The 23,704-nt window shown below is 69.9% G+C and carries 18 protein-coding genes and 2 tRNA genes; 13 read left to right on the top strand and 7 right to left on the bottom strand.

Annotated elements, in window-relative coordinates; all coding sequences use genetic code 11:
• Positions 1 to 6: 6 nt before the first annotated feature.
• Positions 7 to 150, bottom strand: a complete 144-nt coding sequence (rpmH, locus tag KHA85_RS06215; RefSeq protein WP_007629603.1) for a 50S ribosomal protein L34 — start codon at positions 148 to 150, stop codon at positions 7 to 9.
• Between the two features lie 545 nt (positions 151 to 695).
• Here rpmH and dnaA point away from each other — a divergent pair.
• The 6 genes from dnaA (at position 696) to KHA85_RS06185 (ending at position 8,966) form a co-directional block, all read left to right on the top strand.
• A complete protein-coding gene (gene dnaA / locus KHA85_RS06210; protein ID WP_007629602.1) occupies positions 696 to 2,201 on the top strand; it encodes a chromosomal replication initiator protein DnaA in 1,506 nt (501 codons plus the stop codon).
• Positions 2,202 to 2,798: 597 nt separating this feature from the next.
• The gene (dnaN, locus tag KHA85_RS06205) at positions 2,799 to 3,974 is read left to right on the top strand and encodes a DNA polymerase III subunit beta (RefSeq protein WP_213185169.1); all 1,176 of its coding nucleotides are present in this window, start codon (positions 2,799 to 2,801) and stop codon (positions 3,972 to 3,974) included.
• 25 nt (positions 3,975 to 3,999) lie between these two features.
• A complete protein-coding gene (gene recF, locus KHA85_RS06200) occupies positions 4,000 to 5,232 on the top strand; it encodes a DNA replication/repair protein RecF (protein WP_213185168.1) in 1,233 nt (410 codons plus the stop codon).
• Complete coding sequence (locus KHA85_RS06195) at positions 5,229 to 5,783, top strand: DciA family protein (protein WP_213185167.1); 555 nt, start codon at positions 5,229 to 5,231, stop codon at positions 5,781 to 5,783. The genes recF and KHA85_RS06195 overlap by 4 nt, the downstream gene beginning before the upstream one ends.
• 86 nt (positions 5,784 to 5,869) lie before the next feature.
• Positions 5,870 to 7,987, top strand: a complete 2,118-nt coding sequence (gyrB, locus tag KHA85_RS06190) for a DNA topoisomerase (ATP-hydrolyzing) subunit B (RefSeq protein ID WP_213185166.1) — start codon at positions 5,870 to 5,872, stop codon at positions 7,985 to 7,987.
• 55 nt (positions 7,988 to 8,042) lie between these two features.
• Entirely contained in the window at positions 8,043 to 8,966 is a 924-nt protein-coding gene (locus KHA85_RS06185; protein WP_213185165.1) for an endo alpha-1,4 polygalactosaminidase, read from the top strand.
• On the opposite strand, the gene KHA85_RS06180 is transcribed toward KHA85_RS06185, so the two are convergent.
• Genes KHA85_RS06180 through KHA85_RS06165 form a run of 4 tightly spaced genes read right to left on the bottom strand, consistent with a single transcriptional unit; the run spans position 8,950 to position 14,786 of the window.
• Positions 8,950 to 9,654, bottom strand: coding sequence for a spherulation-specific family 4 protein (locus KHA85_RS06180; protein WP_213185164.1), 705 nt, complete (start codon positions 9,652 to 9,654; stop codon positions 8,950 to 8,952). The genes KHA85_RS06185 and KHA85_RS06180 overlap by 17 nt on opposite strands.
• On the bottom strand, positions 9,651 to 11,039 hold the full coding sequence (locus KHA85_RS06175) for a hypothetical protein (protein WP_213185163.1): 1,389 nt from the start codon (positions 11,037 to 11,039) through the stop codon (positions 9,651 to 9,653). The genes KHA85_RS06180 and KHA85_RS06175 overlap by 4 nt, the downstream gene beginning before the upstream one ends.
• Complete coding sequence (pelF, locus tag KHA85_RS06170) at positions 11,036 to 12,553, bottom strand: GT4 family glycosyltransferase PelF (RefSeq protein WP_213185162.1); 1,518 nt, start codon at positions 12,551 to 12,553, stop codon at positions 11,036 to 11,038. The genes KHA85_RS06175 and pelF overlap by 4 nt, the downstream gene beginning before the upstream one ends.
• A gap of 4 nt (positions 12,554 to 12,557) precedes the next feature.
• On the bottom strand, positions 12,558 to 14,786 hold the full coding sequence (locus KHA85_RS06165) for a hypothetical protein (RefSeq protein WP_213185161.1): 2,229 nt from the start codon (positions 14,784 to 14,786) through the stop codon (positions 12,558 to 12,560).
• A gap of 757 nt (positions 14,787 to 15,543) precedes the next feature.
• Between KHA85_RS06165 and gyrA the strand changes: the two genes are divergently transcribed.
• The 5 genes from gyrA to KHA85_RS06140 all read left to right on the top strand — a co-directional run bounded on the left by gyrA (position 15,544) and on the right by KHA85_RS06140 (position 20,319).
• Positions 15,544 to 18,072 carry a DNA gyrase subunit A gene (gene gyrA, locus KHA85_RS06160; RefSeq protein WP_007631466.1) on the top strand — a complete coding sequence of 843 codons (2,529 nt, stop codon included), beginning with the start codon at positions 15,544 to 15,546 and terminating at the stop codon, positions 18,070 to 18,072.
• Between the two features lie 3 nt (positions 18,073 to 18,075).
• Positions 18,076 to 18,705 (top strand): DUF3566 domain-containing protein, encoded by a 630-nt coding sequence (locus tag KHA85_RS06155; protein WP_213185160.1) that lies wholly within the window; start codon positions 18,076 to 18,078, stop codon positions 18,703 to 18,705.
• 112 nt (positions 18,706 to 18,817) lie between these two features.
• Positions 18,818 to 18,891, top strand: a tRNA-Ile gene (locus KHA85_RS06150).
• Positions 18,892 to 18,951: 60 nt separating this feature from the next.
• A tRNA-Ala gene (locus KHA85_RS06145) sits at positions 18,952 to 19,024 on the top strand.
• A gap of 92 nt (positions 19,025 to 19,116) precedes the next feature.
• Positions 19,117 to 20,319, top strand: a complete 1,203-nt coding sequence (locus tag KHA85_RS06140) for an MFS transporter (RefSeq protein WP_213185159.1) — start codon at positions 19,117 to 19,119, stop codon at positions 20,317 to 20,319.
• A gap of 40 nt (positions 20,320 to 20,359) precedes the next feature.
• On the opposite strand, the gene KHA85_RS06135 is transcribed toward KHA85_RS06140, so the two are convergent.
• Complete coding sequence (locus KHA85_RS06135; RefSeq protein WP_063935456.1) at positions 20,360 to 20,833, bottom strand: hypothetical protein; 474 nt, start codon at positions 20,831 to 20,833, stop codon at positions 20,360 to 20,362.
• A 10-nt stretch (positions 20,834 to 20,843) separates the two neighbouring features.
• Positions 20,844 to 21,398, bottom strand: a complete 555-nt coding sequence (locus KHA85_RS06130; RefSeq protein WP_070721389.1) for a nuclear transport factor 2 family protein — start codon at positions 21,396 to 21,398, stop codon at positions 20,844 to 20,846.
• A 52-nt stretch (positions 21,399 to 21,450) separates the two neighbouring features.
• Here KHA85_RS06130 and KHA85_RS06125 point away from each other — a divergent pair, with 52 nt between their 5' ends.
• Together KHA85_RS06125 and KHA85_RS06120 are read left to right on the top strand one after the other, a co-directional pair.
• Positions 21,451 to 22,959, top strand: coding sequence for an FAD-dependent oxidoreductase (locus KHA85_RS06125; protein WP_213185158.1), 1,509 nt, complete (start codon positions 21,451 to 21,453; stop codon positions 22,957 to 22,959).
• Positions 22,956 to 23,675, top strand: coding sequence for a PaaI family thioesterase (locus tag KHA85_RS06120; protein ID WP_213185157.1), 720 nt, complete (start codon positions 22,956 to 22,958; stop codon positions 23,673 to 23,675). The genes KHA85_RS06125 and KHA85_RS06120 overlap by 4 nt, the downstream gene beginning before the upstream one ends.
• The last annotated feature ends 29 nt before the right edge of the window (positions 23,676 to 23,704 follow it).

Here is a 23,704-nt window from a genome sequence, read left to right as displayed (position 1 = left end):
CCGGGATCAGGCCGTCAGCGAGGCGCGGCCCTTGCGACGACGGGCGCCGACGATGCCACGGCCGGCGCGCGTGCGCATCCGGAGACGGAAACCGTGCACCTTGGCACGACGACGGTTGTTCGGCTGGAAAGTCCGCTTGCCCTTGGCCATGGTTGGCTCCTCACGTGAAGTCGGCGCCGTGACCAGCGCCTGTTCGAGTACGAGACGTCGTCGAATCACCGGGGTCGGCGGCACCACGACGCGCCGTACGCCCGCGGGCGCACGACAGACTGTTCAAGATTACGCGCACCACGCGCCGGCCACCAAACCGTGTAATCCCATTCGTCCCACGGTCACCACTTCGCAGGCCATCTCGACACGCCCACGGCCGCGATGCTTGACTTCCGGCCTCCAGTCGATCTTGAGGGTTGCCCCTGGCTGGGACGTGTTGTTACGGTCATTCACCAACAAGCCCCCCCGGGCTGTACATAACCTCAGATCCGAACCAGTACCACCGATCCCTCGCCACTGATCCTCCACCTGCGAACGGCCCATGGGTGAAGTCTGTCTTCCCACAGCTGTGGACAACCATGTGGATACCTCAGTGGACCTGGGTCGGAGCCTGTGGATAGAGTGTGGTGTCCGGCCTGGCCGGCCCCCCGGCCCCCCGGCCCGCCGGGATCGCCCGACACGCTGACGAGAGGAGACCACCCACCGTGTCTCCTGAGCTCGAACACGTGTGGAGTGCCGTCCTCGACAGGCTCACCGATCCCGAGTTGGCCAGTGACGACAACCCGGCCCTGTCCCGCCAGCAGCAGGCGTGGCTCCGGCTCGTCCAGCCGATCGCCGTGGTCAACGGCTTCGCGATGCTCGCCGCGCCGTCGGCCTTCGCCCGCGACAACATCGAATCCGTCCTGCGCGGACCCATCACCCGCGCCCTGAGCGCGCAGCTCGGCGAGCCCGTCGACCTCGCCGTCAAGGTCGACACCTCCCTGGCCGGCGGGCAACCGCCCACCGACGACCAGGACGACCAGGTCATCGACGCCGACGAGATCCATCGCCCGGCCGCCGAGGAGGAGCACCCGCCGGCCACCACACGGCCCCGGCGGATGACCGAGGAACAGATCGCCGCCGAGCGACTCCTCCACGGCAGCGACCGCGACGAGGCGCTGTCCGCCGCGACGGCCCCCGGCCTCAACGAGCGCTACACTTTCAGCGCGTTCGTCCAGGGCAACTCCAACAGGTTCGCCAGGGCCGCCGCACTCGCCGTGGCCGAGGCGCCCGCCCGTGCGTACAACCCCCTGTTCATCTGGGGCGAATCCGGTCTCGGCAAGACCCACCTGCTCCACGCCATCGGGCACTATTCGTTGCGCATGTACTCCGAACAGAAGGTCAAGTACGTCTCGACCGAGGAGTTCACCAACGACTTCATCAACTCCGTCCGCGACGGCCGCCAGAACATGTTCAAGAAGCGGTACCGCGAGGCGGACATCCTGCTGGTGGACGACATCCAGTTCCTGATCGGCAAGGAGCAGGTCCAGGAGGAGTTCTTCCACACCTTCAACACGATCCACAACGCGCAGAAGCAGATCGTGATCTCCTCCGACCGGCCGCCCAAGCAGCTGCAGCCCCTCGAGGACCGACTACGTACGCGGTTCGAGTGGGGGCTGATCACCGACATCCAGCCGCCCGAGCTCGAGACACGCATCGCGATCCTGGACAAGAAGGCGAAGTCCGAGAACTACGTCGTCCCCCGGGACGTCCTCGAGCTCATCGCCACCCGCGTCCAGCGCAACATCCGCGAACTCGAGGGCGCGCTCATCCGTGTGGTGGCGTTCGCGTCCCTCAACGGGCACGAGATCGACGTGCCGCTCGCCGAGATCGTTCTGCGCGACGTGGTCTCCGACGACGATTCGCTACAGATCTCCGCGGCGACCATCATGGCGGTGACCGCCGAGTTCTTCTCCACGAGCATCGACGAACTGTGCGGGACGTCCAAGACCCGGTCGCTCTCCCGGGCGCGGCAGATCGCCATGTACCTCTGCCGCGAACTCACCGACCTCTCCCTCCCCAAGATCGGCGTCACCTTCGGCGGCAAGGACCACACCACGGTCATGTACGCCCAGCGCAAGATCCTCAAGGAGATCAAGGACGACCGGCGTACTTACGATCAGATCCAGGAGCTCACCGCCCGGATCAAGGAGCGCTCCCGCTCGCTCTGAGGGCCCCTCGTACCGTCCCCCTTCCCCTCATACGGGCTGATTCGTCGTGCGCGCGGGTCGCCGCGTCGCCGCGACCCCTGTCATCCGGCCGGGACCGTCGTGTCACGGTGCCTGCGGCCGTCATGTCACGGCGCCCGCGACCGCGTCGCGACACAACTGAGACCCCCCGCGACCCCCTTCGTCACATCGTTCACAGCTGTGGACAAAGCTGTGGGATCTTGTGGACCGACGGTGGACAGAGGGTGGACGGACTCTTGTGATTCCACCGGGGCGCTCGACCAAATCACAAGAAACGACAGACGCGTTCACACGACGAAATCCGACGAGACCTGTGATTACAGGTCTCGGCTCACAATTTCACAGGACCTACTACTACCTCTTATCTCTCTTGAGAGTTCTTGTAAGAAGTAGGGATGTGGAACGGCGAGCCTGCTTGACCGGTTACGCCGACTCCGTGTGCCCACTGTCGGTGCGAGCGGTTACCCTCATGGAGACGTTCCGCCGACCGCGGCGGGCACGTACGGCACGACCCCCTGAAACAGACCACTCGTCCAGATACCGGCAGCCGGTATCCGCCCCGCCTGAAAGAGGTCATCGATGGAGATCACGGATCCGACGTTCCGCGTCACCCGCGAGGACTTCGCGGACTCCGTGGCCTGGGTCGCCCGCACGCTGCCCTCGCGGCCGTCGGTGCCGATCCTCGGCGGCGTCCTGCTCGAGGCGGACTCGGGTCTGACGATCTCGGGGTTCGACTACGAGACGTCAGCGCAGGTCTCGGTACCCGCGGAGGTGTCCGAGCCGGGTAGCACGCTGGTGTCCGGGCGGCTGTTGGCCGACATCGCCCGCGCCCTGCCCGACCGCCCGGTCGAGGTGGTGGTCACCGCGCAGAAGATGTACATCACCTGCGGCTCCGCGAAGTTCACCCTCCCGACCATGCCGGTCGAGGACTACCCGCAGCTTCCGGCCATGCCGGAGGTCACCGGCTCCGCCGAGGTCGACGCGTTCTCGGAGGCCGTGGGCCAGGTCGTCGTCGCGGCCGGCAAGGACGACACCCTCCCGATGCTCACCGGCATCCGTATGGAGATCGAGGGCACCCGGGTCACGCTCATCGCGACCGACCGGTTCCGCCTGGCCATCCGGGAGTTCGACTGGGAGCCGGCTCGCGAGGACGTCACCGTCGAGGTGCTCATCCCCGCCAAGGCGCTGTCCGAGGTCACCCGCTCGGCCGGACACGGTGGTCGAGTCGACCTCAGCCTCGGGGCGGGTTCCAACGTCGGGGCCGAGGGCATCCTCGGTGTGCTGGTCTCCGGTCAGCGCACCACCACCCGCCTGCTCGACGCCGAGTTCCCCAAGGTCCGGCAGCTGCTGCCGCCCCAGCACACGTCCGTCGCGGTCGTCGAGGTCGACGCCCTCGCGCAGGCGATCAAGCGTGTCGCGCTCGTCGCCGACCGCGGCGTCCAGGTCCGCATGGCGTTCAGCGAGGGCGAACTCGCGCTCTCGGCCGGCGGGGACGACGCCGCGCAGGCCAACGAGTCGCTCCCGGTGGACTTCGTCGGCGAGCCGCTGACCATCGCATTCAACCCCGGCTACCTGCTCGACGGCCTGGGCAGCATCCACTCGGCCCGCGTCGCGTTCGGGTTCACGCAGCCCAGCCGCCCCGCCGTCCTGCGACCCGCACCCGAGGCCCTCCCCGAGCCGGGCGCCGACGGCGCCATCGCGCCCGTCGAGTCGGACCACACCTACCTGCTCATGCCCGTGCGCCTGCCGGGCTGAGCCCGCGACCCGGGACCGATCCGGTATGCACCTGCGTCACCTCAGGCTCCTGGACTTCCGCTCCTGGCCCCTGCTCGAACTGGATCTCAAGCCGGGGGTCACTACCCTGATCGGCCGCAACGGTCACGGGAAGACCAACGTCCTCGAGGCGATCGGCGTGCTGGCCAGCCTCCGATCCCATCGCGTCGCGGGCGACGCGCCGATGATCCGGACGGGTGCCGGGACCGCGCTCGTCGGCGCACTCGCCCACAACGCCGGGCGGGAACTCACCGTCGAACTCGCGCTCAACTCCGGCAAGGCCAACCGCGCGAGACTCAACACCTCACCGTGCCGCCGACTCTCCGACATCCTCGGGGTCGTCCAGTCCGTCCTCTTCGCGCCCGAGGACCTCGCCCTCGTGCGCGGCGAGCCAGCCGAGCGGCGTCGGCTGCTCGACGAGCTCATGGTCCAACGCCGACCCTCGCTCGGTGGCGACCTGGCCGAGTACTCGTCCGTGCTGCGTCAGCGCACCGCGCTGCTCAAGTCCGCGTCAGGTGCGCTGCGGCGCGGCCGGCCCGAGGAATCCGCCGCGGTGCTGGACACCCTCGACGTGTGGGACGGCCGGCTGGCCGAACTCGGGGCCAGACTCGTGGCCGGTCGGATCGACCTCCTCCGGCAGCTGCGCCCCCTCGTCGTCGACGCCTATCGCGGACTGGCACCCGAGTCCCGCCCGGCCGATCTCGCCTACCGGTTCCGCGTCGCCGACACCCCCGATGAGTCCGAGCTGACCGATCCCGAACTCGTCGAGGCGGTGCTCCTCGCGGAGCTCGGTCGGCGGCGACGCGACGAGATCGACCGCGGCATGTCGCTCGTCGGGCCGCACCGCGACGACCTCCTCCTGACCCTCGGCGACGAGCCGGCGAAGGGGTTCGCCAGCCACGGGGAGACGTGGTCGTTCGCACTCGCGTTGCGCCTCGGCTCCCTCGAGTTGTTCCGCGCCGACGGTGCCGAGCCGGTGCTCCTCCTCGACGACGTGTTCGCCGAACTCGACCGCCACCGCCGCGCCGCGCTCGCCGATGTCGCGGCCGGGGTCGAGCAGGTCCTCATCACCGCGGCGGTCGGGGAGGACGTCCCGGCCGGGCTGCGGGGCGTGCGTCATGACGTCGTGATGACGGGCGAGGGGCGCGAGCGTCACTCCGGGATGACGCTGTCACGACCCCGGGACGACGAGGGCGACGACGACGAGAACACCGATACGGAAAGTGGGGACCCGACATGACGGGCGGGACCGGACGGGACGGCATAACACCGTCCGACCAGCCACAACGTGGTTATGACATCGCCAAGAAGGCGCTCGAGGAGGCCAGGGCGAAGGCCCGTGCGGAAGGCAAGCAGGTCGGTCGCGGACGGACCGGCCCGGTCGGCGCGGGACGTCGGTTGCGCAAGCGCGGCTGGACGGGTGCCGGCGCCGATCCGTGGGACCCCCAGCCGCTCGGGCGGCTCGTCGGCCAAATCGCCAAGAAACGCGGATGGGACGACAAGGTCGCCACCGGCCGACTGTTCGCCGAGTGGGGACGGATCGTCGGCGAGGACGTCTCGAGCCACGCGACGCCGGAGCGTCTGGAGGAGGGGATTCTCCACGTGCGGGCGTCGAGTACCGCGTGGGCCACGCAGCTGCGGTTGATGTCCGCGGACATCCTCCGCAAGATCGCCGCCGCGATGGGACCGGGTCACGTCCGTCGGCTCAAGGTGGAGGGGCCGGAGAAACCGAGTTGGCGGAAGGGCCCCCTCCACGTGTCGGGTCGGGGCCCGCGGGACACCTACGGGTGAGGGCCGGGCGTGCCCGCGGCCCGCGCGGCGGTTCCCGCAGGTAGACTGGGCCGGTCCCAGACCCCCGAGACGCGAGGAGATCGCACGTGGCGGACGCCAGGAGCACGGCCGACAACGGCGGAGCCAAGGAATACGGCGCTTCATCGATCACGGTCCTCGAGGGGCTCGAGGCCGTCCGGATGCGGCCGGGTATGTACATCGGCTCCACCGGACCGCGGGGTCTGCACCACCTGATCTGGGAGGTCGTCGACAACTCCGTCGACGAGGCCATGGCGGGGCACGCGACCGGCGTCAAGGTCACCCTTCTCGAGGATGGTGGCGTCGAGGTCATCGACGACGGCCGCGGCATCCCGGTGGAGATGCACGAGTCGGGCATGCCCACCGTCCAGGTCGTCATGACCCAGCTCCACGCGGGCGGCAAGTTCGACTCGGATTCCTACGCGGTCTCCGGTGGTCTCCACGGCGTCGGCATCTCGGTGGTCAACGCGCTGTCGACCCGCGTCGAGGTCCAGATCAAGCGCGACGGTCGCCTGTGGAAGCAGGACTTCGACATGGCCGTGCCGGCGGAGCTGGTCGACGCCGGGCCCGCCGAGGGCACCGGGACCAAGGTCCGCTTCTGGGCCGATCCGTCGATCTTCGAGACCACCGAGTACGACTTCGACATCGTCGCGCGTCGCCTGCAGGAGATGGCGTTCCTCAACAAGGGACTGACCATCACGCTGACCGACCGTCGGCCGCGAGCCGAGAAGGCGGCGGAGCTCGACGCCATCGCGGACGGCGAGGGCGTCGGCCCGGACTCCGCACCGGGCTCGGACGAGGGCTCGGATCTGGCCAGCGCCGTGGACGCCGAGCAGGTCTTCGTCGAGGGTGCCGGTGACGGAGCCGAGGCGGCCGAGCCCGAGAAGATCCGCGAGCGCAAGCGGACCTTCCACTACCCGGACGGCCTCAAGGACTACGTCAAGGCGATCAACAAGTCCAAGACCGCGATCCACCCGACGATCCTGTACTTCGAGGGCAAGGGCACCGGCCACGAGGTCGAGGTCGCCATGCAGTGGAACTCCGGGTACTCGGAGTCCGTCCACACCTTCGCCAACACGATCAACACCCACGAGGGCGGCACCCACGAGGAGGGCTTCCGTGCGGCGTTGACCTCGCTGGTCAACAAATACGCCCGGGACAAGAAGCTCATCAAGGAGAAGGACCCTAACCTCACGGGTGACGACATCCGCGAGGGTCTCGCGGCCGTCATCTCCGCCAAGATCGCGGACCCGCAGTTCGAGGGGCAGACCAAGACCAAGCTCGGCAACACCGAGGTCAAGGGCTTCGTCCAGCGGCAGGTGGCCGAGCACGTCGGTCACTGGTTCGAAGCCAACCCCGCCGAGGCCAAGGTGATCGTCAACAAGGCCATCGCCTCCAGTCAGGCACGCGTCGCCGCCCGCAAGGCCCGCGAGATGGTGCGCCGGAAGTCGGCGACCGACATCGGTGGCCTGCCCGGCAAGCTCGCGGACTGCCGGTCCAAGGACCCGTCGAAGTCCGAGCTCTACATCGTGGAGGGTGACTCGGCCGGTGGTTCGGCCAAGTCCGGTCGCGACTCGATGTTCCAGGCGATCCTGCCGCTGCGCGGAAAGATCATCAACGTCGAGAAGTCGCGGATCGACAAGGTCCTCAAGAACGCCGAGGTCCAGGCCATCATCACGGCGCTGGGCACCGGCATCCACGAGGAATTCGACATCGACAAGCTGCGGTACCACAAGATCGTGCTGATGGCCGACGCCGACGTCGACGGCCAGCACATCGCGACGCTGCTGCTGACGCTCATCTTCCGCTTCATGAAGCCGCTCGTGGAGAACGGGTACGTCTACCTCGCGCAGCCCCCGCTGTACAAGCTCAAGTGGAGCAAGGGCGAGCCGGACTTCGCGTACTCGGACCGCGAGCGCGACGAACTCCTCAAGATCGGCCTGGAGAACAAGCGCAAGATCAACGTCGACGACGGCATCCAGCGCTACAAGGGCCTCGGCGAGATGAACCCCAAGGAGCTGTGGGAGACCACGATGGACCCGACGGTCCGCACGCTCCGGCAGGTGACCCTCGAGGACGCGGCCGCCGCCGACGAGCTGTTCTCGATCCTCATGGGCGAGGACGTGGACGCGCGCCGCAACTTCATCACCCGCAACGCCCGCGACGTGAGGTTCCTGGACGTCTGACGGGACGTCGAGGTAAAGGTCGATCGTGCCGCCGCGATGGTGGCATGATTGCCGCGTGAGACAGACCACGGTGACCGGCGTCGGTCGGGCCGTCGTCGCCCTGGCGTGCGCTACCGCGCTCGTCGTGTCCGGGTGCGGCAGCGAGGTACTCGGCCAGGGATCGGTCGCGACCGGCCCGGCCCCCGGTACGAGTCCCGACGCGCAGCCGGGCGCCGGTGGCCTGTCGGTGCCCGATGTCGAGCCGCCGCCGGCGGGCGCGGTGGTCGACTACCAGATCGGTGGCGCGTACCCGCCCGCCGCTGACGTCGGGGTGGTCATCCGCGATCGCTCGGATCCGCCGGTCGACGGCGTCTACTCGGTCTGCTACCTCAACGCGTTCCAGGCACAACCCCACGAGGCCTCGGCCTGGAGCGGTCAGCACGCTGATCTCGTGTTGCGCGGCCCCGGCGGCGACGTGGTCGAGGACACCGAGTGGGACGAGGCGCTGCTGGACATCTCGTCCGACGCCAAGCGGTCGCGACTGGCCGCCATCGTGGACGGGTGGTTGGCCGACTGCGCCGACCTTGGATTCCACGCGGTCGAGCCGGACAATCTCGACTCCTGGACGCGGTCGGGGGGACGCCTGACCCGGGCGGACGCGGTCGCGTACGCGGACCTGCTGGTTGACCGTGCGCACGCCCGGGGCCTCGCGGTCGCGCAGAAGAACGCGGCGGAGCTGACGGATGAGGAGATCCGTCGGGTGGGTTTCGACTACGCCGTCGCCGAGGACTGCCAGCTGTATTCGTGGGGGCGTGGTTCGGAGTGTGATCGCTATCTGGCGGCCTACGGCGACCGGGTGATCGAGATCGAGTACACCGACGGTGGCTCCCGGGCGTTCGAGACCGCGTGCCGTCTCCGCGGCGATCGCATCTCGGTCCTTCTCCGTGATCGGGACGTGGTGCCCCGGGGCGACCCCGGGTACGTCAACCGCAGCTGCTGACGGGTGCGCCGTCGGGGTTGAGGTACTCAACGGATCCCCACGGGTGGGGCAGCGCGTCGGCGGCGAGACCCACGTAGCCGGCGCCGAGTTCGACAGACCGGTCGATGGCCTCCCGTGCGCGGTCGGGTGGGCAGTCGTAGACGAGGTGCCAGACCCGCGACGGGTCGACGCCACCCGGTGGTTCGCCGGGGCCGGTCAGGTGTGTCTCGAGATCGGTCTCACGGACGCAGGTGATGTCGAGCAGCCGGAGTATCCACGGGTGTGGGACGGCGCCCGGGTTCCCTGCGATGACCCGGGCGCCGTCCCGCCGTAGCGCGTGGACGAGACCCGTCAGTGGCACGATGACCCGGGCGTCGAGGTGACCGTCGGACCCGATCCCGGATGCCACCTGGTCCAGGAACACCGAGGTCACGCCGTACTCCTCCCGCCAGCGGCGGACATCGGTGCGGATGTCCCTGAGGCTGCGCCGCCCGTAGTCGGTGTCGACGTACCCCAGGACGGTCGGCCCCTTGTCGACGGGTGCGTTGCGGAGGGCCTCGGCGAAGATCGGGTCGGTGGTGCGTCCCGGCCCGGAGTCGACGTTGACGACGACGAGGTCGGCGGCACCCGGATGCAGGACCTGCTCCCAGAGCTCTCGATCGTATGCGGGGTGGAGGTACAGCGGCACCGCCGCGCGTGGCGCGCTCACCAGCTGTGGGGGTGTAGGGCCGCTGAAACGGCGTGATAGACCGCCAGCAGGCAGGCCCCGCACAGCATGGCGATCCCGACGGTAACCGGTAGTCCGAAGCGGAGCGTCGCGAATCCCAGGCAGGCGAGCGCCGATATCCACACCGCTTCGGCGACCCGGCCGGCCCGGAGGACGATCGCGGAACCGAAGGCGAACACGGCGAACACCGGGGCGACGACGCAGAGGACGACGATGTCCGGGACGAGTCCGGATGCGGGGTCTTCGGCGATTCCGAGGATCTGGTCGACGATCCACGTCGCGGACAGCGTCGCCAGTGCGATGACCGCCAGGTAGATGAGGGTGCGGACGAGGACGCCGCGGAGGACGAATCGCCAGCGGCCGGAGCGGTAGGACAGGGACTTGAGCCGGATGCCGAGGTCCTCGATCGCCGGATCGCACAGTGCGGCGGCGAGGATGACCGCGATGGACAGCGGGATCCGGTCGTCGGAGTCGGCGAGGTTGAGCGCAAGGAGCAGCGCGGTCGACATCAGAGCGGCCTGACAGGTACCGTCGAACGCCGCGCGGATGTCGTCCCGGGTGGGCAACGCTGGCGGGAGTGGGGTGGTCATCCGGTAGGTCCGGGCGGCGAGTAGGGCTCCGCCCAGGGACAGGACCCCGAGAGTGATGATCGGCACGAGCGCCGCGCCGGCGAAGGTGGCGGCGACGGCGACCGCCGCGCAGCCCGCGGCGAGTACGGTGAGCAGACGCAGACCCCCGAGTACGGAGATGAGGGTCAACGAGGCGGCGTACAGGGTCCACGCGCCGCAGAGTGCGGCGGTGGGTAGGGCTGGTGCGTCGCCGAGGTACCAGGTCGCCGCGGTGACGACGCCGACGAGGGGAGCCGCGAGGAGCAGTGCGATGCCGACCGAGATGCGCGCAGCACCGGCGAGATCCCCTAGGCCGGCCCTTCGCCACGTGACGAATCCGAGTAGCTGTCCCAGCACCCACCCGGAGAGACCGGTGGCGACGATCGCGATCGACAGATCGGCGCCGACGCCGATCGCGGCGGGTGCGCAGAGCGCCATGACGACCGCGCCGGCCAGGAGCAGGAGTGCTCGGACCCACCCCTCGCGGCGGACGCGAGGACGAACGATCGCGGTCTCCGCGGCTCCGGGAGCGAGCGCGGGGAGGGTACGGGCGTATTCGTAGACGTCGTGAGCACCGTGCCGCCGGGCGAGCGCGTCGCCGAAGCCGGACGCCTCGAGGTGGGCGGCCACGTCGAACCGGTCGACCGCGTGCCCGACGAGACCCTGGTGGGCCTCGGCGGGAACGGCGGCGACGACCAGCGGCTTCGCGTGCCGGGGAGACCGGCCGGGTGGATCGGGGATGAGGAAGGTCTCGCTCATGACGCCACGCTCGCGATGTACTCGAGAGCGCCACCGGTGAAGTGGTCGCTGTGGATGCCGGCGGCGATCTCGTACCAGCCCCGGAAGGTGTCGATGCAACTGGACAGGGCGAACGATTCCAAAGCGTGTTCCCGGCCACGTTGACCGGTCTGCTCTCGGAGCCGGTCGTCGGTGAGGAACCGGAGGCACTCCTGCGCGAAGGCCTCGGGGTCTCGCGGCGGAACCAGACCGCCCAACCGGCCGTCCCGGCCGACCGCCTCGGAGACGCCTCCGACGTCGGTGTTGACGGTGACTCGCCCGCACATCATCGCCTCGATCGTGGTGAAGGGCAGGCCCTCGGACACCGACGACAGGGCGACGATCGAGCCGGCTTCGACCGCGGGCCGGGGCCCGGCGGTCGGCCCCTCCCACGTGACGCCGTCCGTGACCCCCAGTTCGTCGATGGTCTCCTCGATCGATTCCTTGTACCGGGCGTTGCCCGCCGGGCACGGCCCGAAGATCCGTAGCCGCGTGGCGGGTAGTTCCCGCCTGACCAGGGCGTAGGCGCGGACGAGTGTCTCGAGGTCCTTGAGCGGGTCGATGCGGCCCACGAAGCTGATCGTGGGTACTTCGGGCTCGGGGCCCACCGGGGTCATCGTCGACACGTCCACACCGTTGCGGACGGTGTGGATCCGGGACGGCTCGGCGCCGAGGCGGACGGCCCACCGGGCGTTGAAGTCGCTGACGGGGAGGAGGAGGTCGGCCTCGCTGTAGACGAGAACGCAGAAGGCCCGGAGCGCTGTGCACACGGCGTAGCGGGCCGACCAGCCGAGCTGGGTGCCCGCCAGGGCGAGGTAACGTTCCCTCAGGTAGACGCCGTGTTCGGTGAGGATCAGTGGTACGCCGTCCCGCCACTTACGGGCGAGTCCGACCAACGCGGCGCTCCCGTTGGAGGAGGCGTGGACCACGTCGACGTCGCCGAATCCGACGTCGGTGGCGCAGAGGGTGCGATCGACGAGAGTGGCGGCTTCGACCGCATCCCCCACGCTGAGCCGGGCGGACCGGTCCAGCGCGGGGGAGTGGCCCCACCACGCGTCGAGCAGGGCCTCGGCGGAACTCTCCGACCCCAGGAGTCGGAAGAGGTCACCGCCGCCGGCCGCGAGGAGCTCGCGGAGCGCCGCGCCCAGGAGGGCCGGGTCGTGGCGCACAGTGCCGTCGGCGACCGTGATGGTCTCGGCGGGCGGCAGAATCGCCGCCCAGAGGTCGCGGAGGGCGGCCCGCACGCGGGCCCGCCTCCGCCGGGTGAGGAGCTGGCTCTCAGGGAGGCCGGCTCGGATAGGTGCCCACACCGGATACAGGGTCGTGGACCTGACCTGGCTCGGGACGGTCCACGTGATCGGTGTGCGGCTGCCGCCCGTCAGGGTGACGACCTCCCACGTGTGGTCCGGCATCCCGCTCACCAGCTGGTCGCACCAGGTGCTGACTCCGCCGGTGTTGACCGGGTAGGTGCCTTCGTTGATCAGGGCGATACGCATGTCGTCAGCCCCTCGCCGTCGGGCCCTCGCCCACGGCGCCGACGCGGGTGGCGTCATTGATCGGCGGGACGACCACGGAGTTCTGACCGGGCGACGGGGCTGCGGCGGCCCTGGCGGCTCGCGGAAGAGCGCGGGCGGCGACCGCCGGCTCTTCCGTGTCTTCGTCCGGCGTGAGGAACCCGACGTCGTATCCGAGCTCGAAGGTGACCTCGCCGCCTGCTGGGACCGTCACCCAGCGTGACTTGGACCCGGCGTAGGCCTCGCCGTCGAAGGCGGAGCCGCTGCGGGTGGTGATCGGCACCTCGACGGAGGCAGCACCGTCGTTCTCGATGACGAGCGTCGAGCCGCGGACGGTCGCCGTGACGGAGTCCGCCGCGTCCGCCCAGGCGGCGCGCCGTTGCATCTCGAGCCCCAGCTCGGCGTGCGAGGGGTTGCGCAGCGGCGCAGACCGGTCGTTGAACAGCGCGCGGTAGTCGCGGACCATCGCGTCCAGCACCGGGTAGAGGATGCGGTCTCCGGTGATGTTCGACTGGTGGACGTAGTGCGGCCGCGGGTCCATGCTCAGCGCGTGGCTGAGTGCGTGCCGGGCCTCCTGCGGGACGATGTACTCGTCGAAGCCGCTCTCCAGCGGCAACGGAGCGTCGAGGCAGGTCGAGGCGGCGTTCCTCTCGCATGTCCCGGAACCACCCTGGTCGGACCGGGTGTAGATCCAGTTGTACTCGTCGACCGCGTTCTCCTTGGTCGAGGTGTTGTAGTAGATGTTCATCGGGTGGCGCGGAACCGTGAGGGCGTTCCCGAGCGGCCGCTGGTTCGGCTCGACCGACGCGTCGCCGGCGATCCAGGTCACGCCGGTGTCGTCCAGTGCCGGCGCGAGAGCAGGGTTGTCGCGCCTGGCGGGGCCCGAGGCGGTGCCCGAGTGCTGACCCGTGACCAGTTCGGTGGGGTTGAGTGGGACGCCGTTGTCCCGCGCCCAGGTGATGTTCTGCTCGATCTGCGCGGTGATCTCCGCCTGGCCGAGGCTGTCGAGGTTGGTGTGGTCCCACGTGTGGTTGATCCACCGGAGCTGGTTCTTCGCCGCGAGCAGGGCGTCGGTGAGCCCGTCTCCTCTGCGAGCGCCGAAGGCGTTGAAGGTCATGTCGAGTTCGATGCCGTTCGAATTCTCCCAGCTCGTGGCCACGCCGACGTCGTCGGCGACCATGCGGGACTCGGTGAGGGCTCCGTCTGGGGCCTCGGCTTCGCAATCCGCTCCGAACGTGCAGTTGCCGATGGGGTTCCACTCGTCGTCGGCGAGGAAGACGTCGTCGACCTGGACGTTGAACACGTTGCGGTAGAGCGACGTCGACACGCCGCGGGTCAGCCACGTGATGATCCCGTGGGAGAGCGCCTTGAAGTGGTGCTGATACTGGTTCATCGCGACGGTCATCACGAGGCGCTCGCGGGTGCCCTGGGTGTGGACGCCCATCATCACGCCGGCACCGCCGGACGGGCCCGTCAGCAGGGGTACGAACTGCGCGCCGGGAGCCGGCGTCGCGGCGTAGCCCCACGACTCGGCCACCGTCGAGCTCAGATTCTCGAAGGGCACGGGGCCGTCGAGGTAGGACCACTCGCCGGAGAGTGCTCCCGCGGTCAGCGTGGCGGTGGTGGCGTCGAAGTTGGTGCCGCTGGTGGTCGGCACGAGGCCCACTTCCGCCACCGGCGTGACGTTCGCGGACACCTCGCGGATTCCGTAGTCGGCGGTGAACTGATCGATCACCGCGTTCTCCTCCGGGGTCAGCCCGGTGCGATCGGCGGCCACGGAGACGATGCCCATGTAGCGCGCGGTCTTGGTCGCGTCGTCGGCCAGCATCGCCCGGGTGATGGCCTGGCGGCCGGTCGCCTTGACGTTGATCCGGTCCACTTCGACCCCCTCGGCGGCCAGCCGGGTGGCGAACGCCTCGCCGCTGAAATCCCCGTCGTCGAGGACCAGGACACGGAGCTCGACCGTCGCCTGGGCGGCGGAGGGCGGTGGCGTCGTGGTCGGGGCGGTGCTGGAGGTCGGCGTCGTGCTCGACGCGGGCGGGGTTGACCCGCCCGATCCGGATGATCCGAGAGACCCGGTCTGGGCGGTGGCGATACCCACCAGCGGAGCGGTGATGGCGCCGGTGACGGCGAGAGCGGTGACCGCGCGGAGACCCGATCGCTGCAGAGGCGAGAGCCCCCGGCTCGAGCCACCGCGCGCAGCGGTGTTGAACATATTCATCCCTGTTGTAGTGCCGCCACTCCCGATCCCCCTCGGGAGTGGCGGCGTCCCCCCCGGGGATCCGGACTCTCGCCCCGATCCCCTCGCACGGTGCTCCGTGCGACAGGGAAAGTGTGCGCCCGGTGGCGGGGCCGCACAACACTCACGGCCGGACTTTTTCCCAAGAAAATCTCTTTACTATAAGACAGTTTTTATCTAAACGTTCGATCACAAACTGGCAGCGGGGTGCCTGGGTTTGCGGACGCGTCACAAACAGCGGAATGTGTCCAACGTGCTGTGATCACGGAGTACACGCTAAAACTGCCCTTATTTTGCGTTCCCGGGACGTACTCCGCTCGCTGAGAAGACGGCGTCCGAACTGAGAACTGGACGATGAGTCAGCTGTGTCGTACGTTCGCCGCCCGCGTGCCGCGCCCGGGCGGCCCGAATGGTGATCGGCATCACCGGATCGGGGGGAACCGGCCGCGATCGGCCTCGAATCCAGTCGCGCTGATCCGGCGCGGGGCGACATCGGGGGGCGCGCGGAGGCGGCCCCGATGCGCGCGAGGTGCCGCGGGAAGGCAGACCGCTGCCGGGCCAGGCCGGTCCCGATGACGAGGCGCGCTTCCGACCGGCGCCGGAGCGGGCGCCGTGGTGGATCGTCGACCCGGCACCCCCGCGCGCCCGACCCTGCGTTTCCGCTGGTCCTATAGACTGGTGGGGTCGAAGCGTGCCCGGTGGCGCTGCTTCGAGCGCGACAGAAGAGGAGCCCATGACGGACACGACGTTGCCGCCCGAGGCCGGGGGCCACGACCGGATCGAGCCGGTCGACATCCAGGCCGAGATGCAGAGAAGCTACATCGACTACTCGATGAGCGTCATCGTCGGGCGAGCACTCCCGGATGTGCGGGACGGGCTCAAGCCCGTGCACCGTCGCATCCTGTACGCGATGTGGGACAACGGCTACCGGCCCGAGCGTAGTTACGTGAAGTCGGCCAAGCCGGTCGCCGACACGATGGGTAACTACCACCCGCACGGTGACTCGGCGATCTACGACACCCTCGTGCGTCTCGCCCAGCCGTGGGCCATGCGGTACCCGATGGTCGACGGGCAGGGGAACTTCGGCTCGCGGGGCAACGACGGCGCCGCGGCCATGCGCTACACCGAGTGCAAGATGACCCCGCTGGCCATGGAGATGGTCCGGGACATCGACAAGAACACAGTCGATTTCCAGCCGAACTACGACGGCAAGACGTCCGAGCCGGTCGTCCTGCCCTCGCGTATCCCGAACCTACTGGTCAACGGCTCGAGCGGTATCGCCGTCGGTATGGCCACCAAGATGCCGCCGCACAACCTGCGCGAGGTCGCCGAGGCGATCTACTGGTGCCTGGACAACCCGGATGCCAGCGAGGAGGAGACCCTCGCGGCGTGCATGGAGCGGATCAAGGGCCCGGACTTCCCGACGCACGGTTACATCGTCGGCGACCAGGGGATCAAGGACGCCTACTCCACGGGTCGAGGCTCGATCCGCATGCGGGGCAAGACCTCCATCGAGGAGGAGGGCAACCGGACGGTCATCGTCATCACGGAGCTGCCCTACGAGGTCAACCCGGACAACATGATCCTGTCGATCGCCGAGCAGCTGCGCGACGGCAAGATCGCCGGCATCTCGAAGATCGACGACGAGTCCTCGGACCGCGTCGGCCTGCGCATCGTCGTCACGCTCAAGCGTGACGCCGTGGCCAAGGTGGTGTTGAACAACCTCTACAAGCACTCGCAGCTGCAGACGTCGTTCGGCGCCAACATGTTGTCCATCGTGGACGGTGTCCCGCGGACGCTGGCGCTGAACCATCTCGTGCGTCTGTACGTCGCGCACCAGGTCGAGGTCATCGTCCGGCGCACCCAGTACCTGCTCGACGAGGCCGAGAAGCGCGCCCACATTCTTCGTGGTCTGGTCAAGGCACTCGATGCGCTCGACGAGGTCATCGCCCTGATCCGTCGGTCGGAGACCGTCGAGATCGCCCGAGAGGGCCTCAAGGACCTCCTCGAGATCGACGACGACCAGGCGCAGGCGATTCTCGACATGCAGCTGCGCCGCCTGGCGGCCCTGGAGCGCCAGAAGATCATCGATCAGCTCGCCGCGATCGAGCTCGAGATCGCCGACTACAAGGACATCCTGGCCAAGCCGGAGCGTCAGCGCGCGATCGTCGGTGACGAGCTGCGCGAGATCGTCGAGAAGTACGGCGACGACCGTCGGACCCGCATCATCCCCGCGGACGGAGACGTCACCGACGAGGACCTCATCGCCCGCGAGGACGTCGTCGTCACGATCACGGAGACCGGGTACGCTAAGCGCACCCGGACGGACCTGTACCGCGCCCAGAAGCGCGGCGGCAAGGGCGTCCGGGGAGCGGAGCTCAAGCAGGACGACATCGTCCGCCACTTCTTCGTCTCCTCGACGCACGACTGGCTGCTGTTCTTCACCACGAAGGGCCGGGTCTACAGGATCAAGGCCTACGAGCTCCCGGAGGCCAACCGCACGGCCCGCGGCCAGCACGTGGCCAACCTCCTGGCGTTCCAGCCGGAGGAGCGGATCGCCGGCGTCATCCGGATCAAGAGCTACCAGGACGCGCCGTACCTCGTCCTGGCCACCCGCAACGGACTGGTCAAGAAGTCTCGGCTCGAGGACTACGACTCCCCGCGTTCCGGCGGCCTCATCGCCGTCAACCTGCGCGACGGGGACGAGCTGGTCGGCGCCGCGCTGGCCGGTCCGGACGACGACCTGCTGCTGGTGTCGGAGAAGGGCCAGTCGATCCGCTTCCACGCCAACGACGACACGCTCCGCCCGATGGGGCGCGCGACGTCCGGCGTGATGGGTATGCGGTTCAACGACGGCGACGCGCTGCTGAGCATGTCCGTGGTCCGTGCGGACACGTCGGACCAGGAGAAGTACTTCCTGCTGGTGGCCACCGAGCGCGGGTACTCCAAGCGCACCGCGCTGAGCGAGTACACGGCCCAGGGGCGCGGCGGCAAGGGCGTGCTCACGCTCATGTTCGATCCCAAGCGCGGCAAGCTCGTCGGTGCGACGATCGTGGAGCTGCAGGACGAGCTGTACGCGATCACGTCCAGTGGCGGCGTCATCCGCACGTTCGCCAAGCAGGTCCGCAAGGCCGGCCGGCAGACCAAGGGCGTGCGTCTGATGAACCTCGCCGAGGGCGACTCGCTCCTGGCCATCGCCCGCAACGCGGACGAGCCCGACGACGAGGACAAGGCCGAGGCCGAGTCCATCACGGAGGAGTAGGCGATGACCGACCCGACCGATCCGGCCGCCGCGCGTCCCGAGACCGCGGGTTCTGGGACCGCGGGTTCCGGTACCGAAGGTCCCGGCGCCGGGGCGACCGCCCCGGCGCCCGGGTACGGCGGGTCCGGATCCGGCGCGAGTGAGGCGGCCACCACCGCGTTCCCGGCGGCGCCCCAGCACCGGGCCGAGGGCGTGAGCGGCGGACTGTCCAAGGCCCACTCGGGTGGGGCCGCCGGTCGGGCCGCACCGGTGGTATCGCCCACCGAGCGCCGCGGGCCGCTCGAGTCCGTCCTCGTACTGCGCAGGATCGACCCGTGGTCGGCGTTCACCACCGTCCTGGGGCTCATGTTCGCCCTCTACCTCGTGTGGATGGTCGCGATCGGCGTGACCTACCTGCTGCTGTCCGGCATGGGCGTGTGGGACCGGCTCGGCGGGTTGCTCTCCGGGGTGGCCGGCGACGAGTCGGCGTCCGTGATCGGGCCGTCGACGATCTTCCTTTACAGCGGCGGCGTCGGTCTGCTCAACGTCCTGTTGCTGTCGATCCTGGCCACGCTCGCGGTGTTCATCTACAACCTCGCGGCCGACCTGACCGGCGGCGGAGTGCAGGTGACGCTCAGTGACCGCCGCAACTGACGCGGCACCGGCGGACGGCCCGGAGGCCGCCCGGCGCGCTGTCCGTGACCGCCTCCGAGGTGCCGATTTGGGTCCGGGGGAGTGCGTCGGGTAGATTCATCCATCGGTACGAGGGCCTATAGCTCAGGTGGTTAGAGCGCCAAACTGATAATTTGGAGGTCGGAGGTTCAAGTCCTCCTAGGCCCACTCCGCAAGGCAGACGCCGGATCCGCACGCTGCGGTCCGGCGTTTATGCTTGGCGGTGACGGGGCCTTAGCTCAGTTGGTAGAGCGCTGCCTTTGCAAGGCAGATGTCAGGGGTTCGAATCCCCTAGGCTCCACTCATCGGCGCCCGCCGCGCGGACCGCGCCGCAGCCCGCCGCGGCACAGGACGCCACCCCGACCGACGCCGGATCCGGCGGATAGGGAGACCGTGCAGACCACCCCCCGCTCGTCATGGGTCCCGTTCGTCCTCATGGCCCTGGTGGTGACCGTGGCACTGGCGTCCAGCGCCACACCCTCCCCCCTGTACGTCGATTACCAGCAGTCGTGGGAGGTCGGCGGCACCACCATCACGGTCGTCTACGCCGTGTACGCCCTCGCGGTCCTCGTGCCCCTGCTGTTCCTCGGGCGGCTCTCCGACGCCATCGGTCGCCGACCGGTGATCCTCGCCGGGCTGGCGCTCCTGGCGGCGAGCATGGGCATGCTCGCGGCCGCCCCGTCGGTCGCGTGGCTGATCGCGGGCCGCATCATCCAGGGACTGGCGGTGGGGCTGATCACCGGCTCTGCCTCCGCCGCGCTGATCGAGCTCCATCCGACCCGCGATTCACGGGTCGGCGCACTCACCAGCAGCTCCACCACCAACTTCGGTATCGCGGTGGGAGTGCTCCTCGCGGGCGCCGTGGCCACCTCGTCGTCGTCTCCCCTCGTGCACCCCTACCTCGTGATCGGTGCGGCCACCGTCGCGCTCCTCGTCGGCGTGGCCACCGTCGTCCCGGAGACGGCGGGCGGCTCCTCGACGGCGCGCGACGCCCTGCGGGTGCGGCCTCCCACGGTCCCGGCGGAGATCCGGTCCACGTTCGCCCTCGCGGCGGTGTGCGTGATCGTCTCGTGGTCCGTCGGCGGCGTCTTCCTGGGGCTGGGCGGGGCGATCGCGCGCGACCTGATGGGCCGGTCGGACTACATGGTCACCGGGCTCGTGGTGGCCAGCCTGCAGGGTGCGGCGGGGATCGCCCAGCTCGTGTGGAACCTGCGATCCGGGCCGGAGCGGTGGCGGCTCGGGGTGGCCGTCGGGGTGGGGGCCCTGGTCTCCGGGCTGGTCGTCGCATCCCTGTCGCTGGAGGCCGGCGAGGTGGCGGGCTTCATCGTCGCGGCCGCGCTCACCGGGCTGGGCATGGGGCTGCTGTTCCTCATGGGCAACACGCTGGTGGCGCAGAGCGCGCCCCCGGCGGTACGCGGGCAGGTCTTCTCCGCGTTGTTCGTGGTGGCCTACACCTCGCTCGGTGTCCCGGCGGTGGTGGCGGCGGTCATCGCCGAGGGCATCGGGCTGATCCCCGCCTACCACGTGCTCGCGCTCGTCGTGGGCGTGGTCGCCCTCGGGGCGCTGGTCGCTGTCACCCGCGCGCGACGGCCCTGACAGACCGGGACGCCGGCGGGCCGGTACGCGGCCGGCGGCCCTACCCTCTGCTCAACGCCTGCGCGGCGGCCACGACACCCAGCGCGGCCAGCCCGGTGCGGATGCGGTCCGACGCCAGGAGTGCGGCGATACGGGGTCGGTTGACCTGTTCGCGGGCGATGCCCACGTGGAGCGGAACGACACCGGCGGTGATCGCCGGCGCCGCGACGCCCGCCGCGCAGGCGACGAGCGTGGCGGTCAGCCCGGTCCGCTCGCGCGAGCGGATGGACCCGTAGGCCGTCCACGCGGTCGCCCCCAGGCCCGCCGCGTACAGCGTCAGCGCCACGGGGGCGATGCGGCGGGCGTGATCGGCCTGCCGTTCGGCGATCCCGTGGGTGGGCCCGTCGAACAGTTCGGGGTACATCACCGAGGTGACCACCGACTGGAAACCCAGGTGGACCGCGGACGTCGTGAGCAGCGCGAGGCGGCCCGCTCGGAGCGTCGGATCGGCGGACGCACGGCGTCGGCGGTTCATGCCCGCCACGCTACCTCTCGCGGGAGCGTCCCAGCAGGGCGCGGCCCTCGCCGTCGTCGGTCATCGCGCGGGCGGTGCGGAGCACGACGCGCCACCCCCGGTCGGGCGCGTCCACCGACCCGCGCCGTTCGAGCTCCCACCGGCTGGCCGTCACCCGCACGACGGTGTACCGACCCGGCTTGGAGGAGCGGACGACGAGCTGGGTGTAGCCGGTCGCCACGGCGCGGTCCCCGTCCAGCAGGACCACCGGCAGGCTCGGGACGTGACCGCACCCGTGCGCGATGAGGCCCTGGTGCGCGTCACCGGTCACCATCTCCACCAGACCGTCGTGGCCCTCGAGGCGGCCGGTGTCGACGTCGTAGACGCCGTCTTCGGTCCACAGCTCGGCCACGCCCTCGGCGTCGCCGGAGTCCACGCGCGGGGAGTAGGCCGCGAGGATACGGAGGATCGCCAGCTCGTCCTCGGCGGCGGCGAGGCGGTCGTGCGTGTCGGTGAGGCGCGCCTCGAGGGCGGCCAGCCGGGCGTCGAGGGAATCGAGGCTCACGGCCTCGGAGGAGGAAGTCATGGCCTCCACATTAATGCGCCGCCTGAGTGGGTGAACACGTTATAGTTTCGGTATGGCGGACACTACATCAGACACGGGTCCATCGGTCTTCACGGCCGACGTCCTGGTCGTGGGGATGGGCATCGCGGGAGCGTGCGCGTCGATCGAGGCCGCCGAGGCCGGCGCCACGGTCATCGCGCTCGAGGGCGCCTCTGGGCCCGGTGGCTCGTCCGCGCAGTCCGGCGGGGAGGTCTACCTGGGCGGCGGTACGGCCACCCAGCGGGCGCTCGGCATCTCCGACACGGTCGAGGACATGCGCGCGTTCCTCACCGCCGCCCTCGGACCCAACGCCGATCAGGCCAAGATCGACGAGTACTGCGCCGGCGCGGTAGAGCACCACGACTGGTTGGTCGACCACGGCGCGGTGTTCAATTACAAGCTGTGGGACACCCCCACGTGGATGCCGGGCGACGACTCGGGGCTCATGTGGATGGGGGAGCGCGCCGAGCCCTACGCCTCGCTGGCGAAGCCCGCCGCCCGCGGTCACCGCCCGCCCGGCCCGAACTTCGCGGGCAACCTCCTCATGGACTCGCTGGTCGCCACCGCCGAGAAGGCCGGCGTCGACCTGCACTGTGACGTCAAGGCGCGGTCGCTGATCGTCGAGGACGGCCGGGTGGTGGGCGTGCGGGCGACGCAGTTCGGCGAGGAGCGCGAGTACCGCGCGACCGGCGGCGTCGTGCTGGCGACCGGCGGGTTCGTGGACAACGACCGCATGCTCGAGCAGTGGGCGCCCCAGCAGCTGGGCAAGGACAAGGTCTCCGACGGCCGCGACGACGGCTCGGGGATCGAGATGGGCATGGACGTCGGCGCCGCGGTGCGTCGCATGCACCAGACCGAGACCGCGATGCTCATCATCCCGCGCCTGGTCGTGGGCTCGATGCTCGTCGACGGCGACGGCCACCGCTTCATCAACGAGGAGGTGTACCCGGGCCTGTACTGCCACGCCGCCGTGCACCACCGCCGCCCGCCGGTGTGGGTGATCATCGACGAGAAGGGCATCGAGGACGTCCCGGAGAGCGAGCTGTGGGGCATGCAGCCCATGCACGCGGCCGAGACCATCGAGGAGCTGGCGGCCGACTGCGGGCTGCCCGCCGACGCGCTGGCCGACCAGCTGCGCCGCTACAACGAGGGCGCCGCCCGTGGCGAGGACCCGCAGTTCGGGAAGAGCGCGCAGTGGGTGCGCCCGCTCGAGCCGCCGTTCGGCGCGTACCCCACGGGGGCCGGCGGACCGGACACCTTCAACGGCCTCCCGCTCAAGGCGCAGGGATTCACACTCGGTGGCCTGCACACCGACCTCGACTCCCGCGTGCTGAGCCGCGCCGGCGAGCCCATCCCCGGTCTGTTCGCCGCGGGCCGCTGCACGCACGGTCTCCACGGTGACGGCTACATCTCCGGAACCTCGCTGGGCGACGGGTCGTTCTTCGGCCGTCGCGCGGGCCGGGGCGCGGCGGGGGCGACCGGTGCGGCCGGTACTGACGGCGCGTCGGCCGCCGCGGACGCCGTCGGGTCGGTGCAGGCGTGAGCGGGCAGGTCGCCGTCGTGCGACGGGACCGGCCGGAGATCGACCTGGGTCCGTTGGACCCGGCGCGCGGCGGTGGTCGCCCTGTCGACCGGATGGACGACGACGAGGCGGGCCTCTACGCCCTGGTCGAGCAGGTCCGCCGGATCCGCGCGCTGACGACCGGCGGGATCTTCGACACCGACCTGGGCCCGCTGACCGCCCGGCTCCGCGAGGTGGCGGACACGCTCGAGGCCGCGTCGGCGAGCCCGGAGCACCGGCAGGAGGTCAATTGGCGTGAGCGCCGCTACGTCCCCAACTGCCCGGTGATCGGGCGGTCCAACGTCCTGGCGCCGCCGGCGGAGTTCGAGCTGCTCGACGACGGTACCGTTCGGTCCGAGGTCACCCTGGGGCTGGAGTACCAGGGCCCGCCGGGGTGTGTGCACGGCGGGATCGTGGCCCTGATGTTCGACGCGGTGCTGGGCCGGGCCAACCACCACGCCGGGACCACGGGGATGACGATGTACCTCGACCTGGACTACCGGAGCCCCACCCCCATCCTCGAGCCGATCGTGATCACGGGACGCCAGATCCGGGTGGATGGTCGCAAGGTGTGGTCCCAGGGCGCCATCCACCACGGTGATCGCCTGTGCGCCACCGCAGAGGGCCTGTTCGTGATGCCCGAGCAGTGGGTCGCCGAGTACCAGCAGCACCGGGACGAGGACGGGACGTCGGCCTGACGCAGGTTCGGCGCCGGGCTGGCGCCCCG

This window comes from Dietzia massiliensis (genome assembly GCF_018390595.1).
GTDB lineage: Bacteria > Actinomycetota > Actinomycetes > Mycobacteriales > Mycobacteriaceae > Dietzia > Dietzia massiliensis.
This window is presented reverse-complemented; position numbering and strand designations above follow the sequence as displayed.